Raw genomic sequence first — 15,228 nt, 5'->3', positions numbered from 1 at the left:
AAACTGGGGTTTCTGCAGATGCATAGGTAAATGGTTTAATTTTAAACAATCGCCCTAACGCGTCTGATGAAATGCGAAAGGCCGGGGCATTCTCGCCGCCCCGGCCTTCTTCTCTTTATAAACACGCCCGCCGGAGGCGTCTTTGCCCCGCCAGCCATGCAGTGGCCGGGACGCTGCTTCTCAGTAGAGGAAATACCGCTGCGCCATTGGCAGCTCGGTCGCCGGCTCGCAGGTCAGAAGCTCACCGTTGGCGCGCACCTCGTAGGTTTCGGGATTTACCTCGACCTCGGGCAGAGCATCGTTGAGCTTCAGGTCCTTCTTGCCGATGCCCCGGGTGTTGGTCACCGCGACGGTCTGCTTGGCAAGGCCGTACTTGTCGCGCACGCCCTCGGACTGCGCCGCCTCGGAAACGAAGATCACAGCCGAGTTCTCGACCGACCGGCCGTAGGCACCCCACATGGGCCGCGAGTAGACCGGCTGCGGAGTCGGGATAGACGCGTTGGGGTCCCCCATCTGAGCGCAGACGATGGTGCCGCCCATGAGGACCATCTCGGGCTTCACCCCGAAGAAGGCCGGCGACCAGAGCACAAGGTCAGCGCGCTTGCCTTCCTCGATCGATCCGATGTGCTGGCTCACGCCATGGGCGATGGCCGGGTTGATGGTGTATTTGGCGATGTAGCGGCGGACTCGGAAGTTGTCATTGTCGCCGGTTTCCTCGGACAGCTGGCCACGCTGCTTCTTCATCTTGTCGGCGGTCTGCCAAGTGCGGATGATAACCTCGCCCACCCGGCCCATGGCCTGGCTGTCCGACGCGATGATCGAGAACGCGCCCATGTCGTGCAGAATGTCTTCGGCGGCGATGGTCTCCTTGCGGATACGGCTTTCGGCGAAGGCCACGTCTTCGGGGATCGACTTGTCGAGGTGGTGACAGACCATCAGCATGTCGAGGTGTTCCTCGAGCGTGTTGCCGGTGTAGGGCCGCGTCGGGTTGGTGGAGGACGGCAGCACGAACTCTTCGCCGCAGATCTTGATGATGTCGGGGGCATGGCCGCCGCCCGCGCCCTCGGTGTGGAAGGCGTGGATGGTGCGGCCCTTCATGGCGGCCACAGTGTTCTCGACGAAGCCGGATTCGTTCAGCGTGTCGGTGTGGATCATCACCTGCACGTCCCATGCATCGGCGACACTAAGGCAGTTGTCGATGCTGGCGGGCGTGGTGCCCCAGTCCTCGTGCAGCTTGAGGCAGCAGGCCCCGGCCTTGATCTGCTCTTCCAGAGGTGCCGCGAGCGAGGCGTTGCCCTTGCCTGCGAAGGCAAGGTTCATCGGGAAGGCATCGGCGGCCTGCATCATGCGGGCGATGTGCCACGGGCCGGGGGTGCAGGTGGTCGCCAGCGTGCCATGCGCCGGGCCGGTGCCGCCGCCCAGCATCGTGGTGAGGCCCGAGTGCAACGCATCCTCGATCTGCTGCGGGCAGATGTAGTGGATGTGGCTGTCCATCCCGCCGGCGGTGAGGATGCGCCCCTCGCCCGCGATGACCTCGGTGCCCGGGCCGACGATGATGTTCACGCCGGGCTGGGTGTCGGGGTTGCCGGCCTTGCCGATCTTGTGGATGCGCCCGTCCCTGAGGCCCACGTCCGCCTTGTAGATGCCGGTATGGTCGACGATCAGCGCATTGGTCACAACCGTGTCCACGGCGCCCTCGGCGCGGGTCGCCTGGCTCTGGCCCATACCGTCACGGATCACCTTCCCGCCGCCAAACTTCACTTCTTCGCCGTAAACCCCGGCATTGGCGCCAGCCGCATGGCCGACCAGCTCCGAGGTCAGGTCGCGTTCCACCTCGATGATGAGGTCGGTGTCGGCAAGCCGCAGCCGGTCGCCCACGGTGGGGCCGAACATGGCGGCGTAATCAGAGCGGGAAATCCTTGCAGGCATGGCGGATCATCCTTGTCGTTCGGGGTGCCCGCGCGGCGCGGCACCGATGTGGTTCGGTCAGGCGGTGACCGGGTATTTCGATCAGGACGCGGCCACCCTGGCACCGGCTGCGAGGGGATAGCGGCTCCGTCCGAAGGGCATCATCGCGAACATGGTCGCGTCTTTTCCTGACCGCTTACTCTGCTTCGAGGCCTGGCGTCAGCTTGGGGCCGCGCCGGGCCAGCCGCTTGCGGTTTGATCGCGCCTCGCGTTCCAGCGGTCCGGTCCATGCGGCCAGCACGCGTTCAGGGTTGGCCCCCCGGCTGATCGCCTGCTGCATGCCCCACCAGCTTTTCAGCATCGCCGGGCTTTTCTCGGCGATCATGCGGTAGCCTTCCGAGGGGGGCACCGACCAGACGCCTCCAAACCCCATGAGGCGCATGGCCACCACGCTTTGCGATTCCACCATGAGCGAGCCCATGCGGATGGCGCTGCGCTGCCAGGACAGGATGTCGTCAAACATCTCAGAGGTCTCCCATGACCTGTTGATTGAACCCGTAGATCTTGCGTGCGCCAGACATCGGGATCAGCGACACCTCACGGCGCTGACCCGGCTCGAAGCGCACGGCGGTGCCCGCCGCGATATCAAGACGCAGGCCCCGCGCCGCAGCCCGGTCGAAATCGAGCGCGCCGTTGGTTTCGGCGAAATGGTAGTGGCTGCCCACCTGCACCGGGCGGTCGCCGGTATTGGCCACCATCAGGGTGATCGGCTCGCGCCCAGCATTGAGTTCGAGGTCACCCTCTGCGGGAAAGAGTTCTCCGGGGATCATTTGCGCAGGCCTCCGCGGCGGGTTTCGACAGTAGCACGAACCAGGACCCGGTCAGGGGTCTGGCGCAGCTGCGCGCCGAGCGCGAGGCCACCCAGAACGAGGGCCACGCCCAGCAGCGCCCCACCAGCGGGCAGATGCGGCACGGTGCCCGCATGGGCCGCGGCAGGTGGCGCGAGAAGTGCAAGGAAAGCTGCGTATTTCATGGGAAGACATCCTCTTGCCAGTAAACGGCCCCGGAACCGGCCCGGGGACGACGCGTCAGCGGATCGGGTTGTGCACTGTGACCAGCTTGGTGCCGTCGGGGAACGTGGCCTCGACCTGCACTTCGTGGATCATCTCGGGCACTCCCGACATGCATTGGTCGGCAGTGATGACGGCGGCACCCGCCTCCATCATATCGGCGACGGAGCGACCGTCTCGGGCGCCCTCGACCACCGCGTCGGTGATCAGCGCGATCGCCTCGGGATAGTTGAGCTTTACGCCGCGGCTCAGCCGTTTGCGGGCCACTTCGGCGGCCATTGCGACAAGCAGCTTGTCCTTTTCGCGGGGGGTCAATTGCATGGGTCAGATCATCCAGGGTCGTGGCAGGTCGGCGCCGGAAAGGTGGCGCAGGACAGGGGCAAGGTGACCGCGCAGCGCAAAGCCGTCAACGGAAACCATCCGGATCAGCAGCAGATCGTCAGCCAGTGCCGAGACCCCCGCCGTCCGGGGCAGCATTTCGCGCAAGCAGTCCACCTGAGCAGAGGCGCCGAGGGCTGCGAAGACGACCGTCGCCATGGCATGGGCGCCATCGGCCACGCCACTGCGCGCAAGGGTCTCGGCGGCGTCACCGGCAAGGTGCAGCCGGTCCGCAAGCACAAGACGGCCATCTCGGTGCAGCTCGATCCGGTCGCGCAGGCGAAGGTCATGCACCGCCTCGCCCATGGCATGACGGCCGAAGATCAGCGCCTCGCAGGCCAGAAGGCGGGCATTGGCGGGCATGTCGAACCGCAAGGACCGGTCAAGCGCGGCCCCATCGAAAAGGATCGTCTCCTGCGGCAGCCAGTCCAGCCGCGCGCCGTCCTCGAGCACCGCCTCGGTGCGCACCCGGCCCGGCTCCCCGGGCATGGCGCGGTAGATACGCTCCGCGGCCTGCGTGGTCATGACAAGGTGCGCACCCGGCTCGACCCGGGCGGCGATGTCGAAGGCATCACCGCCGGTCACGCCGCCCGAACTGTTGAGATAGACCGCCTGCAGCGCATCCTTGGGACGCGGGAACAACAACTTGGAACTGCCGGACATGTGCAGGTCCGAGATCACGCTGCGGGTACCGCGCAGTTTCACGCCGATACGGGCGCGGCCTCGGGCACGCTGCGCCGGAGCTGTCATCTTCGCTGTGTCCTGATCGTAGGGTATGGGCCTTGCCTCCTGCCGGACCGGCATGCGCTGGCCGGACCGGGAAGTGCAAGCTCTGGCGTGACAAATTGCCCACGGAAATAACACCTTGCCGAAAAAGCAGGCAGATGCCGAACCCCGGCCACGCGGATCACCCCCGCGCCGCCCACGCCTGCTTCAACCCCTCAAGCGCCATGCGCGGGCCATCGGCCACGACGACCGGCGCGCCCTGCGCCTCGATCGCCGCCTGCCACGGGGCGGCGAATGCACCATCCGCCACCAACGCCACGTTCTGACCCAACCAGTAGGGCTTGGCCGCCGCCAGTTCGAGCCCCAAGAGAAGCCCCCCGATGCGCGCAGCGGCATCCTCGGACGATAGCCCTGCCAGCCGCGCCTCTGCGGCGATCTGCGCGAGATCACCGGCAAAACCCGAGGGGCGGCTCATGGCGCGATCCACCGCCTCGGCCAGCGCGGCTTTGTCGAAACCGCGCGTTGGGAGGCCCCCGAGGCTCTGCATCAGGCCGCCGGTCAGGAAACTGCGGAAGCTGACGATCTCGCCCGCGCTGATATGCACCCAGCGGCTGGTCTGCCCGGGCAGGCAGATCACCCCGTCAAAGCCAGGGTTCAGCACAAGGAACCCCGCGACCCGCGTTGCCTCGAACCCCAGCAGATCCACGGGCTGCGCCTGCGCCACGGCCTGAAGCAGCAGCAGCGCACCGGACGTTGCCGCTACCTCGGGCCCCGGCACCTTGGCAGGGACGGCAGGCGCGGGCAGCGGTCCCTGCCCGCTTACCACACCCGGAACGCCCTGTGGCAGCAGATCGGCCAGCGCCCGCCCGCCGTGGGCCTCCGTGCCTTGGTCCAGCACGGTGCCGTCGGCTGCCATCTGCCACAGCGTCAGCGTCTCGTGACCGTATTCCGCCGCGATCCAGTCGGGATGTGCCATTGATGCCTCCTGCGTTGCGCCGCAGAGGTAGGCCGCACGGCCCCCCAGCGCAACCCGGCGCGGCCTTCACTGGCCACGGGCGGCCTGAGGCGCGACGGCGCGTCACGTCCACGACAAAGGGTTTGTCGAAACACGCATGCCGTGTTCTAGTCCCACCCGGAGGAGGAGAGTCCCGCCCGCGCAATGCGCCAGCGGTCTTTCCATGAACATCGCCCCCTCGGGGGCAGCGACGTATCGGACGGTCCCACCCGGAATCGTCACGAAACTGTCGTCCCCTTGATGCATGTCGTGGGGCATGTCGGGCAGCGACGCGCTGCCCGAGGGCGCTGTCACGCCCGCATGCCCCCCGATGACCCGGGGAAGACCAAACAGGAGGAAGACCTTGATGACCCTGCGCATTTCCACACTGGCCCTCGCGGCCGCCACCGCCGCCGCATCGGCCCAGACCGCCAATGCCGCGACCGAAATCGAATTCTGGCACGCCTTCACCGGCCGCCTCGGCGAGCTGGTCGACCAGCAGGTCGCCGACTTCAACGCCTCGCAGGACGAGTACGAGGTCACCGCGACCCACAAGGGCAACTATTCCGAGACGCTCAACGCCGGGATCGCCGCCTTCCGCGCGGGCGAGCAGCCCGATATCCTCATGGTCTTCGAGGTGGGCACCGCCACGATGATGGCCGCCAAGGGCGCCATCAAGCCGGTCTACGAGGTGATGGCGGACGCGGGCGCGGACTTCGATCCGGACAGCTACATCAGCGCGGTCAAGGGCTATTACACCGACACTGACGGCAACATGCTGTCGCTGCCCTTCAACTCCTCGACCCCGGTGCTGTGGGTGAACACCACCGCGCTTGAAGAGGCTGGCATCGCGGCAGACGTGGACCTGACCACGTGGGAACAGGTCGGCGAGGTGCTCGACCAGCTGGCCGAGGCAGGCCATTCGTGCCCGCTCACCACGGCGTGGCAAAGCTGGATCCATCTCGAGAACCTGTCGGCCTATCACGACGTTCCCTTCGCCACCGAAGACAATGGCTTTGCGGGCTTCGGTACCGAGCTTGAGATGAATGGCCCGGTGCAGGTGAAACACATCGAGACCATGGGTCAGTGGGCAGAAGACGGCAAGTTCGTCTACGCCGGCCGCCGCAACGAGGGCGGTGCCAACTTCCGCGCCGGCGAATGCGCGCTCTTCACCGAAAGCTCTGCCGGTTACGCAGGCATCGCCTCCGAGGCCGAGTTCGATTTCGACGTGCGCCCCCTGCCCTACTGGTCCGACGTCGAAGCCGCGCCCCAGAACACCATCATCGGCGGCGCGTCGCTCTGGGTCATGGCCGGCCAGCCCGACGAGGAATACGCGGGCGTCGCCAGCTTCCTCAACTACCTCTCGAGCCCCGAGGTCCAGGCCCAGTGGCACCAGGACACCGGCTACCTGCCGATCACCGAGGCCGCGGCCGAGCTCACGCGCGAGCAGGGTTTCTACGAGGAAAACCCCGGCACCGACATCGCCGTGGAGCAGATGACCGCGAACGAGCCCACCGCCAACTCCAAGGGCGTGCGCCTTGGCAGCTACGACCAGATCCGCACCATCATCGACGAAGAGCTCGAGGCGGTCTGGACCGGTGACAAGACAGCTCAGGACGCGCTCGACAGCGCCAAGACCCGCGGCGACCAGCTGCTGCGCCGCTTCGAACAGTCGAGCCGCTAAGCGCTCTCGATCACATGGCGGGGCGCCTCCGGGATGACCGGGGGCGCCCTTCCCACTTTCGCCCCGACGGGGCCAAGACCCGAAGGCATCGGCCGAAAGGCCGCACGACATGAAGGGCCACATGGAAAAACGCGTCATCTTCAAGGGCAAATGGCTGCCGCTGCTGCTGATCCTGCCGCAGCTAGCGGTCACGGCGGTGTTCTTCTTCTACCCGGCAGGCGAGGCGATCTGGCAATCGCTCTTCATCCCCGACCCCTTCGGCCTGTCGATGCAATACGTCGGCCTTGGAAACTTCGAATATCTGCTGAACGATCCCTATTACCGCGCCAGTTTCGTCACCACAGCGGTATTCTCGGTCCTGGTGACGCTGGTGTCCATGGGCGTGGCGCTGTTCCTCGCGGTGCTGGCGGACCGGCTGATCAAGGGCTCGGGCACCTACCGCACCCTGCTGATCTGGCCCTATGCCGTTGCCCCCGCCGTGGCGGGCGTGCTGTGGATGTTCATGTTCAACACCCGCGTCGGCGTCATCACATGGTACCTCGGCCAGCTTGGCTATGACTGGAACCATGTGCTGAACGGCACCGAGGCGATGGGCCTCGTGGTCATCGCCAGCGCATGGGGCCGCATCAGCTACAACTTCCTGTTCTTCCTTGCGGGGCTACAATCCATCCCGCGCAGCGTGATCGAAGCAGCAGCCATTGACGGCGCGGGCTTCTGGACACGGTTCCGCACCATCGTCTTCCCGCTGCTGTCGCCCACCACCTTCTTCCTGATGGTCGTGAACATCGTCTACGCCTTCTTCGAGACCTTCGGCGTCATCCACACCATCACCGCGGGCGGGCCGCAGCAATCCACCACCATCCTTGTCTACAAGGTCTATGCCGACGGCTTCGTCGGGCAGGATCTGGGCTCGTCGGCGGCGCAATCCGTGGTGCTCCTGGTGGTGGTCGGGCTGCTGACCGTGGCGCAGTTCAAGTTCATCGAACGCAAGGTGCACTACTGATGTCCGATCCTCACGCAGGCATGGTCGAAAAGCGCGGACCGTCCCGCTGGCTGACCCACGCAGGGCTGATCCTTGGCGTGCTGTTCATCTTCTTCCCGATCTGGCTGGCCTTTGTCGCCTCCACCGTCTCGCAGCCCGAGATCGTGCGGCCACCGATGCCCCTGCTTCCCGGCGACAGATTCTTCGAGAACTACCGCGACGCACTCCTGTCGGGCGTCAACGCGCCCGTGGCGCGGATGCTGATGAACTCGGCGGTGATGGCGGTGGGCATCGCCCTTGGCAAGATAGCCATCTCGCTGCTGTCGGCCTTCGCCATCGTCTATTTCCGTTTCCCGCTGCGCAAGCTGTTCTTCTGGCTCATCTTCATGACGCTGATGCTGCCCGTGGAAGTGCGCATCGTTCCCACTTACGAGGTAGCGGCGAATTTCGGGATGCTCAACAGCTACGGCGGGCTGATCCTGCCGCTGGTGGCCTCGGCCACGGCGACCTTCCTCTTCCGGCAGTTCTTCATGACTGTCCCCGACGAGCTGGCCGAGGCCGCCCGCGTCGATGGCGCCCGGCCCATGCGATTCTTCGTGGACATCCTTCTGCCCATGAGCCGCACCAACATCGCCGCGCTTTTCGTCATCCTCTTCATCTACGGCTGGAACCAGTATCTCTGGCCGCTGCTCATCACCACCGACCCCGAGATGAACACCATCGTCATGGGCATCAAGCAGATGTTCCCGTCAGGCGACGACATCGCCGACTGGCCGGTCATCATGGCGACCTCGATCCTTGCCATGATCCCGCCGGTGATCGTCGTCATCTCGATGCAGAAACTCTTCATCCGCGGACTGGTCGACAGCGAGAAATAACCCAATGGCACCCCTTACCCTCTCTTCCGTCCGCAAGCGGTTCGGTGACACGCAAGTCATCCACAGCGTCGACATCGACGTGGCAGACGGCGAATTCATCGTGATCGTGGGGCCGTCTGGCTGCGGCAAGTCCACCCTGCTGCGCATGGTCGCAGGCCTCGAAGGCGTCTCGGATGGCGAGATCAGCATCGGCGGCAAGCGCGTCAACGACGCCGAGCCCATGGAGCGCGACATCGCCATGGTGTTCCAGAACTACGCCCTTTACCCGCACATGACCGTGTTCGATAACATGGCCTACGGGCTGAAGATCGCGAAGACCCCGAAGCCCGAGATCGAGGCCCGCGTGGCCAAGGCCGCCCGCCTGCTGCAGCTGGAGCCCTACCTGAAACGCCGCCCCCGCGAGCTTTCGGGCGGGCAGCGCCAACGCGTCGCCATGGGGCGGGCCATCGTGCGGCGGCCTTCGGTGTTTCTCTTCGACGAGCCACTGTCCAACCTCGATGCCAAGCTGCGCGTGCAGATGCGGCTCGAGATCAAGCAGCTGCAGCGCAAACTTGGTGTGACCTCGCTCTACGTGACCCACGATCAGGTCGAGGCGATGACCCTTGCGGACCGCATGATCGTGATGAACGCCGGGCGGGCCGAGCAGATCGGCGCGCCTCTCGAAGTCTACGCCGATCCTGAGACCGAGTTCGTGGCAGGCTTCATCGGCTCTCCGCCCACCAATTTCATCGACGCCGCGGGCCTTGGCGGCCCCGGCGCGCGGGTGGGTATCCGCCCCGAGCACATGCGCATGGCCGACACAGGCCGGCTATCGGGACACGCCGTGTCGGTGGAACCGCTCGGGGCGGAGACGCTGGTGCATGTGATGCTGGAGGACGGCACGGCGCTGACCTTGCGGCAGGATGGGGCCGCTCCCCTGCCCGGTATCGGGGAGGCGGTGACGCTCGACTGGGATGCGGCCTCCGAGATGCGCTTTGACGCCGAGGGTCGGCGGATGCGCTAGAGCCAGGCCTCGGCCACTTCCCACAGGAGCTTCAGGCTGAGCAGCCCCAGCGCGGTGTTGACGAGCACAAAGAAGGCCCGTTCGGGCAGCACCGTCGTGACGCGATACCCCGCCCATGCCCCGAACAGCGCCACCGGTGCGAGTATCGAAATCTGTGTCAGGCTCTGCCAGTCAAGCTGGCCGGCCAAGACGTAGAACGGCAACTTCATCCAGTTGACCGCGGCGAAGACGATGGCGGCGGTGCCTGCGAAGGTCATCTTCGCCATGCGCTGCGGCAGGGTGTAGGCTTGGTATGGCGGGCCGCCCGCGTGGCTGATGTAGCTGGTGAACCCAGCCAGCGCGCCCCAGAACAGGCCGCGCGGCACATCCGCCGGTCTGGCCGCGTAGTCGCCCGCAAGCCGGCTGCGCAGGGCATTGGCAAGATAGCCCAGCCCGATCAGCGCCACAACCAGCTTGGTCGCCTCGACCGGCACGCGACTGACCAGCACGAAGCCGACCACCACCCCGATCGCTGCCGCCGGGATCAGGATCGCGACGTTGCGTTTCGAGAACGAATGTCGGAACAGCCAAACCGCATAGACATCCGCGAGGATGTACATCGGGAGCAAGAGCCCCGCCGCCTTGCCCGGCGCGATGAAGACCGACAGGATCGGCACCCCCAGCATCGCCATCATCGGCAGCCCGCCCTTGGACATGCCCACGAAGAGCGTCGCGATGATGGCCGCGATCCAGAAGGATACGGAAGGGTCGGTTGCCATGTCCAAGGGGGGCGCTCCTGCTGCTTGCCCCTGCCCTACAGGCTGCGCCCCGGCCCGGATAGACCCCGAAGGTCCAGCGGCGCGAGCGGCGTGTGCCCTTGGCAACGGGGGCGGTGCAACGGGTTCCACTGCGCCGGCAGCGGCTTTGCCACGCCGACAGAACTGCACCCATCGCAGCGGCTCCCGTCTGCCAGGCTACGGATGACCCTGCAAAGCTGGCGGTGAGTGCCGTCGTCGCTGCATCAGTGAGTGGTTCGTCTTCAGGAAATACGAGGACCGGCACCATATCTGGCCTGAAGCCGCCCCTTCAGGCTTTCATCCCCGTGCAACTGCGCCTACTGCCCGATCGCCGGCTTGAGCGGTACGCGTGCCCACCGTCAGGCAGCGCGGGAGGCATGTGCCTTCAGCAACGGCGAGGTCAGTTCCACGTCGTCCTGGAGCGCCCGGAACGGCACGATCATCTCGCGTTTCAGATCGTCATGATAGGCCCTCACCGCATCAAAGCTGTCCATGCCGTCGCGGATCACCCGGCGCATGGCCTGAAGCAGCAGCACCGGATCCTCGCAGTCAAAGCTCTCACGGCTGAACCCCGCCAGCCGCGCACCATATTTCTCAGCTTGCGCGAGCCGTTCGAGGCAATCACGGGTGGTGCCCGCCCCGCAGCCGGTAATCCCCACCACCATGCGGCAGGGATACCAGCCGGCCAGTTCCTCCATGTAGGCGGGGCCGTGGTAATCCACCTCGATGAAGAGTGGGCGTTCGCGGCGGGCAATTCCCGCGAGGCTGCGCATCAGCATATCGTTGCGAAAGGCACCGTAATCATGATCGCCGGTGGCAACCGCGACCTGCGGATCCGACAATTGCAGGAAATGGCGGATCCCCATGCGCGTGGACAGGTCACGGAAATCACAATAGGCGCGAAGCGTTGCATGGTCGAGTGCTGCGTCGTTGTATAAGGTCATGCCGTAGAGCCCAAGGTTGGACACCGGCTTGACCGCATCGAGCCGCGAGGACCGGAAGGGAATGCCTGGTTGCGCCGAATAGGTCCCGCCCCGCACGCGCCATTGGTCGGTGGCATCGTTAAGCCGCACCGCCGGCGTCGCGTTGGAACTGCTGTAGACGCCATTCTCGGCCAGCATCTCGGCGGTGGACAGAGAGGTCAGCACGATATCTGCCAGATCACTTTCGATCACCCGCTTCACGTCGGCGCGGTAGGCAGCAAGCGGACGGGGCCGCCCGTTCGCATCCTTGCCGGTGGCCGAACAGCCACGCAACATGTCCGCGTCCTTTGAAAAGGTGACAAGGAAGTCCCGCGGCCCGTAGTCGCCAGAGGTGATCTTGGCCAGTTTCTCGTCGATGCGTCGCATGTCACCCGTGCCTTGCTATTCCTGCCACGCCACGCCCCGGCCACACCAAAGCGTCGCGGAACAGGTGCATGGCGGTACAGGCAGCGCCCATACCGGGGACACTCTAGCCGCAAAGGTCTTGATCAAAGGTAAAGGCTCGATACCCGGCCTAGACCGGCACCACGTCCACGTAATGGGTGGTCTCGTGCGAGCCCTCGGTCCGGATCGCGCCCTTGGCAGGAGCCACGTCGGAATAGTCGCGCCCATGCGCCACGGTGACATGGTCGAGCCCCACGCGGATGGCGTTGGTGGGATCGAATTCGACCCACCCGGTGTCGCCCCCGACCCAGGCGCGCACCCAGGCGTGCATGGCATCCGCTCCCTCGAGCCTCGGCTGCCCCTCGGGCGGGATAGTGCGCAAGAAACCCGACACGTAGCCCGCCGGAATGCCTAGTTCACGCAGGGCGGTGATCATCACGTGGCTGATGTCCTGGCAGACGCCGCGGCGGGCGCGGAAGGCCTCGATGGCGGTTGTGGTAACCTCGGTCGCCCCGGGATCGAAATCGAAAAGCTCGTTCAGCGCGAGGCTCACGGCATCCGCCGCCGCCAGCGCGGACATGCCGGAGCTGACGCACTCCCGGGCGAAGGCGGCGATCTCGGGCTGATGGCTGATCCTCGGCGACCCGCCAAGGAAATGGTGCGGGCTTGCCTGCCCGATGTCGGCGATCTGCGCCACCTCATGCGGCAGCGTGGCGAGACCCGAAGACAGGTCGAGCCCGACGGTCGTGCGGTGGCGCCGCACCCGGCCCTCAAAGCGGAAGTCGATCTCGGACAGGCGCCGTTCATGGGCCAGCTCGGTCACCGGGTTGCCAAAGAAATCAACGTCGTCCAGCCGGTAATCCGGTGCCGGGTCGGCGGTGACCCGGCCTGTCAGAAGCTGCTGTTCGGGCAGGTTGCGCGGCAGCATCCGCAGCATCGCGCGGTGCGCAGCGGCGGGGCTGTCGTAGCGGTAGCTGATGCGCAGCGTGATATCGTAGGTCTGGGACATTTGGCCGCCCTCAGCTCAGGTACTGCGCGGTAAGCGCTTCGGAAACTCCCGCCAGCTCGCGCCGGATGCGGGCCAGCCTGCGGGACGCAATCTGGGGCGGGGTCGACACGGCGACCATGGTCTGCAGCGTCAGGATGCGGCGCCCGGTGTCGCCAAGTTCGTGCCGCAGTCCGCAGGTTTCCGCCAGCCGCGCCTCTTCCTCGCGCAGGACGTCGAGCTGGAACAGGATAGACCGCGGGTTGTCCCGGTCGAGCGCCAGCAGGTCAATCACCGTGTCGCGCCCGGTCTCGACGCTGTAGCGGCGGCGGTGAGTCATGACGCTGTCGCCGATCTCGACCGCCGCGTCGAAGCTGCCTTCAGGGGCGCTGTCGTCGGCGAAGGTCATCAGGACCGAGGCCATGTGATCGGCCCGCTCCAGCGCCCGCCCGATGGTCAGGAAGCGCCAGCCGAGGAAGCGGAACATGTTGTCATGCACGAGGCCCGCGAAGCCGGCGGTCTTGCGCAGCAGCACGCCCATGGCATGGGCGGCGTCGTCGCCGTCCTTCACCCTGGCCGCCAGCTCGCGCGCCGTGGTGGACAGATCGTTCACCGCGTTCCAGCCATCCACCGAGAACCGGTCGCGGACCTTGCTTGCACAGAACACCGATGCTTCGAACTGGCCGACCAGTGCCTTTGGCAGCGGTTCGGCACTGTCCAGCCCGTAGCTGTCGAGGAACCCCGCCAGGCGGGCCACCAGCGGCACCGCGCGGCGACCGTATTCCTCCAGCCGCAGGTGATAGGCGCGCAACACCCGCATGTGCCCTTCGGCCCGTTCGATGTAGCGCCCCAGCCAGAACAGGTTGTCGGCGGCCCGCGCTGGCAGCAGTCCGGGACCGCGGCGCAGGAAGGGGCCGGAGGCCTTGGGGGTAAGCGTGTCATGCTCCACGGGGCTGTCGGACATCACCCAGACATCGGCCACCGAGCCGCCCGCCTGCATCGCCAGCGCCGCCGCATCGCCGGAGCGCCCGATGCGGGCATAGCCGCCGGGCATCACAGTCCAGCCGTCCGGCGTGCGGGCCGCGAACACTCGCACCACCATGGGGCGCGGGGCAAGCTGTCCGTCGATCATCGCGGGGGTGGTGGACAGCGTCACCGCCTCCTGCCCCACCAGCGCCGCGCCGTCATTGTTCAGCCATTCGGAAATGGAGGAATAAGCGGTGGCGCGGAAGTTGTCGCCAAGCACCGTGGTGGCGCCGCGATCGAAGGGCAGCTTGGGGGTCTGGGCGGACCCGATCATCATGCGGTCGATGTTGGCCAGAACGTAATCGCGTTCCGCCTTCTGGCCGCACCACCACGTGGCGATGTTCGGCAGTTCCAGTGGCGCGCCCATGAGCCTTTCGGACAAACGCGGCAGGAAGGCCATCATCGCCCGCGCCTCGAGCACGCCCGACCCGAGGCAGTTCACCATGTCGAGCGCCCCGGCCCGCAGCGCCGACACCATGCCGGGCGTCCCGAGGGCCGAGGTCTCGTCCAGCTCCAGCGGGTCGGCGAAGCGTGAATCCAGTCGCCGCCAGAGCACGGAGACCGGCTCAGCTCCCTTGATGGTGCGCACGGCGAGCTGACCGTCCTGCACCTTGAGGTCCTCGCATTCAAGCAAAGAGAACCCGAGGTAGCGGGCGATGTAGGCGTGTTCGTAGTAGGTGTCCGTGTGCTGGCCCGGTGTCAGAATGCCCACCCGGCCATAGCCGCCGCCGCGCATGCCGTTCATGGCATCTCGGAAGCTGCGGAAGAAGCCCGCCAGCCGCTCCACGTTGCCCATCGGGAACATGTCGCGGAAGATCCGGGTCGAGGCCATGCGGTTTTCCAGCGCAAACCCCGCCCCCGATGGCGCCTGCGTACGGTCCCCCAAAACGAACCAGCGCCCGTCCGGCGACCGGCCCAGCTCGAAGGCGAGGAAGTGCAGGTAATGCCCCGAGCGCGGCTTGATCCCCACAACCGGGCGCAGCCATTCGGGGTTCTGCGCCACAAGCTCGGCGGGCAGGTGGCCGTCCCGTACCAGCTGGCCGTCGCCGTATAGGTCGGCCATCACCCGTTCCAGAAGCTCGGCGCGCTGTTCGATGCCGCTGGCCAGAGCCTGCCATTCGCGGCCCTCGATGACCACCGGCACATGGCTCAGCGGCCAGCTGCGCTCCTCGGAGCCAGAGCCGCTGTACTGGCGGAAATAGACCCCGGTGTCGCGAAGGTACTGGTCCCCCCGCGCAAAGGCGCTGTCGCGGTCATGCGCCCCCTGCTCGGCCAGCCGCCGAAGCAGCGGATCCCAAACCGGGCGCAGCGATCCGTCCGGCTGCATGAGCTCGTCCGACACTCCCTCGAGAGGCGCGTAGCCCTCGAGGAAACGCCTCAGCGGATCCCGGGGATCCGAGGCGGGCTCGGTATTGGGTCGGTCTTGGGTCGGCTGTGCCATGGCAAGGGGG

At 66.3% G+C, this 15,228-nt stretch carries 15 protein-coding genes; 4 read left to right on the top strand and 11 right to left on the bottom strand.

The window, feature by feature from the left end; genetic code table 11:
* Positions 1–180 precede the first annotated feature (180 nt).
* The 7 genes from ureC to IEX41_RS11025 form a co-directional block, all read right to left on the bottom strand.
* Positions 181–1,929, bottom strand: coding sequence for an urease subunit alpha (ureC, locus tag IEX41_RS11055; protein WP_188790312.1), 1,749 nt, complete (start codon positions 1,927–1,929; stop codon positions 181–183).
* Between the two features lie 175 nt (positions 1,930–2,104).
* Positions 2,105–2,431, bottom strand: a complete 327-nt coding sequence (locus tag IEX41_RS11050) for an antifreeze protein (protein WP_188790311.1) — start codon at positions 2,429–2,431, stop codon at positions 2,105–2,107.
* Between the two features lies 1 nt (position 2,432).
* Positions 2,433–2,738: an urease subunit beta gene (locus IEX41_RS11045; protein WP_188790310.1), complete on the bottom strand. Its 306-nt coding sequence runs from the start codon at positions 2,736–2,738 to the stop codon at positions 2,433–2,435.
* A complete protein-coding gene (locus IEX41_RS11040) occupies positions 2,735–2,941 on the bottom strand; it encodes a hypothetical protein (RefSeq protein WP_188790309.1) in 207 nt (68 codons plus the stop codon). Before IEX41_RS11040 ends, IEX41_RS11045 begins: the two co-directional genes overlap by 4 nt.
* Before the next feature lie 55 nt (positions 2,942–2,996).
* A complete protein-coding gene (locus IEX41_RS11035; protein ID WP_188790308.1) occupies positions 2,997–3,299 on the bottom strand; it encodes an urease subunit gamma in 303 nt (100 codons plus the stop codon).
* A 3-nt stretch (positions 3,300–3,302) separates the two neighbouring features.
* On the bottom strand, positions 3,303–4,106 hold the full coding sequence (locus IEX41_RS11030; protein ID WP_188790307.1) for an urease accessory protein UreD: 804 nt from the start codon (positions 4,104–4,106) through the stop codon (positions 3,303–3,305).
* A 157-nt stretch (positions 4,107–4,263) separates the two neighbouring features.
* Positions 4,264–5,058 carry a 2-dehydro-3-deoxygalactonokinase gene (locus IEX41_RS11025; RefSeq protein ID WP_188790306.1) on the bottom strand — a complete coding sequence of 265 codons (795 nt, stop codon included), beginning with the start codon at positions 5,056–5,058 and terminating at the stop codon, positions 4,264–4,266.
* A gap of 385 nt (positions 5,059–5,443) precedes the next feature.
* On the opposite strand from IEX41_RS11025, the gene ugpB reads away from it, so the two are divergent.
* The 4 genes from ugpB (at position 5,444) to ugpC (ending at position 9,623) form a co-directional block, all read left to right on the top strand.
* A complete protein-coding gene (gene ugpB, locus IEX41_RS11020; protein ID WP_188790305.1) occupies positions 5,444–6,760 on the top strand; it encodes a sn-glycerol-3-phosphate ABC transporter substrate-binding protein UgpB in 1,317 nt (438 codons plus the stop codon).
* A 121-nt stretch (positions 6,761–6,881) separates the two neighbouring features.
* Entirely contained in the window at positions 6,882–7,763 is an 882-nt protein-coding gene (gene ugpA / locus IEX41_RS11015; protein WP_188790304.1) for a sn-glycerol-3-phosphate ABC transporter permease UgpA, read from the top strand.
* 20 nt (positions 7,764–7,783) lie between these two features.
* Positions 7,784–8,620: a sn-glycerol-3-phosphate ABC transporter permease UgpE gene (gene ugpE, locus IEX41_RS11010; RefSeq protein WP_188790512.1), complete on the top strand. Its 837-nt coding sequence runs from the start codon at positions 7,784–7,786 to the stop codon at positions 8,618–8,620.
* 4 nt (positions 8,621–8,624) lie between these two features.
* Positions 8,625–9,623, top strand: a complete 999-nt coding sequence (ugpC, locus tag IEX41_RS11005) for a sn-glycerol-3-phosphate ABC transporter ATP-binding protein UgpC (protein ID WP_188790303.1) — start codon at positions 8,625–8,627, stop codon at positions 9,621–9,623.
* Here the strand turns inward: ugpC and IEX41_RS11000 are convergent.
* The 4 genes from IEX41_RS11000 to IEX41_RS10985 all read right to left on the bottom strand — a co-directional run bounded on the left by IEX41_RS11000 (position 9,620) and on the right by IEX41_RS10985 (position 15,218).
* Entirely contained in the window at positions 9,620–10,381 is a 762-nt protein-coding gene (locus tag IEX41_RS11000; protein WP_188790302.1) for a sulfite exporter TauE/SafE family protein, read from the bottom strand. The genes ugpC and IEX41_RS11000 overlap by 4 nt on opposite strands.
* A gap of 377 nt (positions 10,382–10,758) precedes the next feature.
* On the bottom strand, positions 10,759–11,748 hold the full coding sequence (locus IEX41_RS10995) for a hypothetical protein (RefSeq protein WP_188790301.1): 990 nt from the start codon (positions 11,746–11,748) through the stop codon (positions 10,759–10,761).
* A 148-nt stretch (positions 11,749–11,896) separates the two neighbouring features.
* Positions 11,897–12,775, bottom strand: coding sequence for a transglutaminase family protein (locus tag IEX41_RS10990; RefSeq protein WP_188790300.1), 879 nt, complete (start codon positions 12,773–12,775; stop codon positions 11,897–11,899).
* Between the two features lie 10 nt (positions 12,776–12,785).
* Positions 12,786–15,218 (bottom strand): circularly permuted type 2 ATP-grasp protein, encoded by a 2,433-nt coding sequence (locus IEX41_RS10985; RefSeq protein WP_188790299.1) that lies wholly within the window; start codon positions 15,216–15,218, stop codon positions 12,786–12,788.
* Positions 15,219–15,228 lie beyond the last annotated feature (10 nt).

This window comes from Salipiger pallidus (assembly GCF_014643635.1).
Classification (GTDB): domain Bacteria; phylum Pseudomonadota; class Alphaproteobacteria; order Rhodobacterales; family Rhodobacteraceae; genus Salipiger; species Salipiger pallidus.
The sequence above is the reverse complement of the archived record's forward strand: the minus strand, read 5'-3'. Positions and strand labels throughout refer to the sequence as shown.

Bases quoted from the DNA above. Each gene is read 5' to 3' on its own strand.
- ureC (WP_188790312.1), bottom strand. From the start codon at position 1,929: ATGCCTGCAAGGATTTCCCGCTCTGATTACGCCGCCATGTTCGGCCCC.
- IEX41_RS11050 (WP_188790311.1), bottom strand. From the start codon at position 2,431: ATGTTTGACGACATCCTGTCCTGGCAGCGCAGCGCCATCCGCATGGGC.
- IEX41_RS11045 (WP_188790310.1), bottom strand. From the start codon at position 2,738: ATGATCCCCGGAGAACTCTTTCCCGCAGAGGGTGACCTCGAACTCAAT.
- IEX41_RS11040 (WP_188790309.1), bottom strand. From the start codon at position 2,941: ATGAAATACGCAGCTTTCCTTGCACTTCTCGCGCCACCTGCCGCGGCC.
- IEX41_RS11035 (WP_188790308.1), bottom strand. From the start codon at position 3,299: ATGCAATTGACCCCCCGCGAAAAGGACAAGCTGCTTGTCGCAATGGCC.
- IEX41_RS11030 (WP_188790307.1), bottom strand. From the start codon at position 4,106: ATGACAGCTCCGGCGCAGCGTGCCCGAGGCCGCGCCCGTATCGGCGTG.
- IEX41_RS11025 (WP_188790306.1), bottom strand. From the start codon at position 5,058: ATGGCACATCCCGACTGGATCGCGGCGGAATACGGTCACGAGACGCTG.
- ugpB (WP_188790305.1), top strand. From the start codon at position 5,444: ATGACCCTGCGCATTTCCACACTGGCCCTCGCGGCCGCCACCGCCGCC.
- ugpA (WP_188790304.1), top strand. From the start codon at position 6,882: ATGGAAAAACGCGTCATCTTCAAGGGCAAATGGCTGCCGCTGCTGCTG.
- ugpE (WP_188790512.1), top strand. From the start codon at position 7,784: ATGGTCGAAAAGCGCGGACCGTCCCGCTGGCTGACCCACGCAGGGCTG.
- ugpC (WP_188790303.1), top strand. From the start codon at position 8,625: ATGGCACCCCTTACCCTCTCTTCCGTCCGCAAGCGGTTCGGTGACACG.
- IEX41_RS11000 (WP_188790302.1), bottom strand. From the start codon at position 10,381: ATGGCAACCGACCCTTCCGTATCCTTCTGGATCGCGGCCATCATCGCG.
- IEX41_RS10995 (WP_188790301.1), bottom strand. From the start codon at position 11,748: ATGCGACGCATCGACGAGAAACTGGCCAAGATCACCTCTGGCGACTAC.
- IEX41_RS10990 (WP_188790300.1), bottom strand. From the start codon at position 12,775: ATGTCCCAGACCTACGATATCACGCTGCGCATCAGCTACCGCTACGAC.
- IEX41_RS10985 (WP_188790299.1), bottom strand. From the start codon at position 15,218: ATGGCACAGCCGACCCAAGACCGACCCAATACCGAGCCCGCCTCGGAT.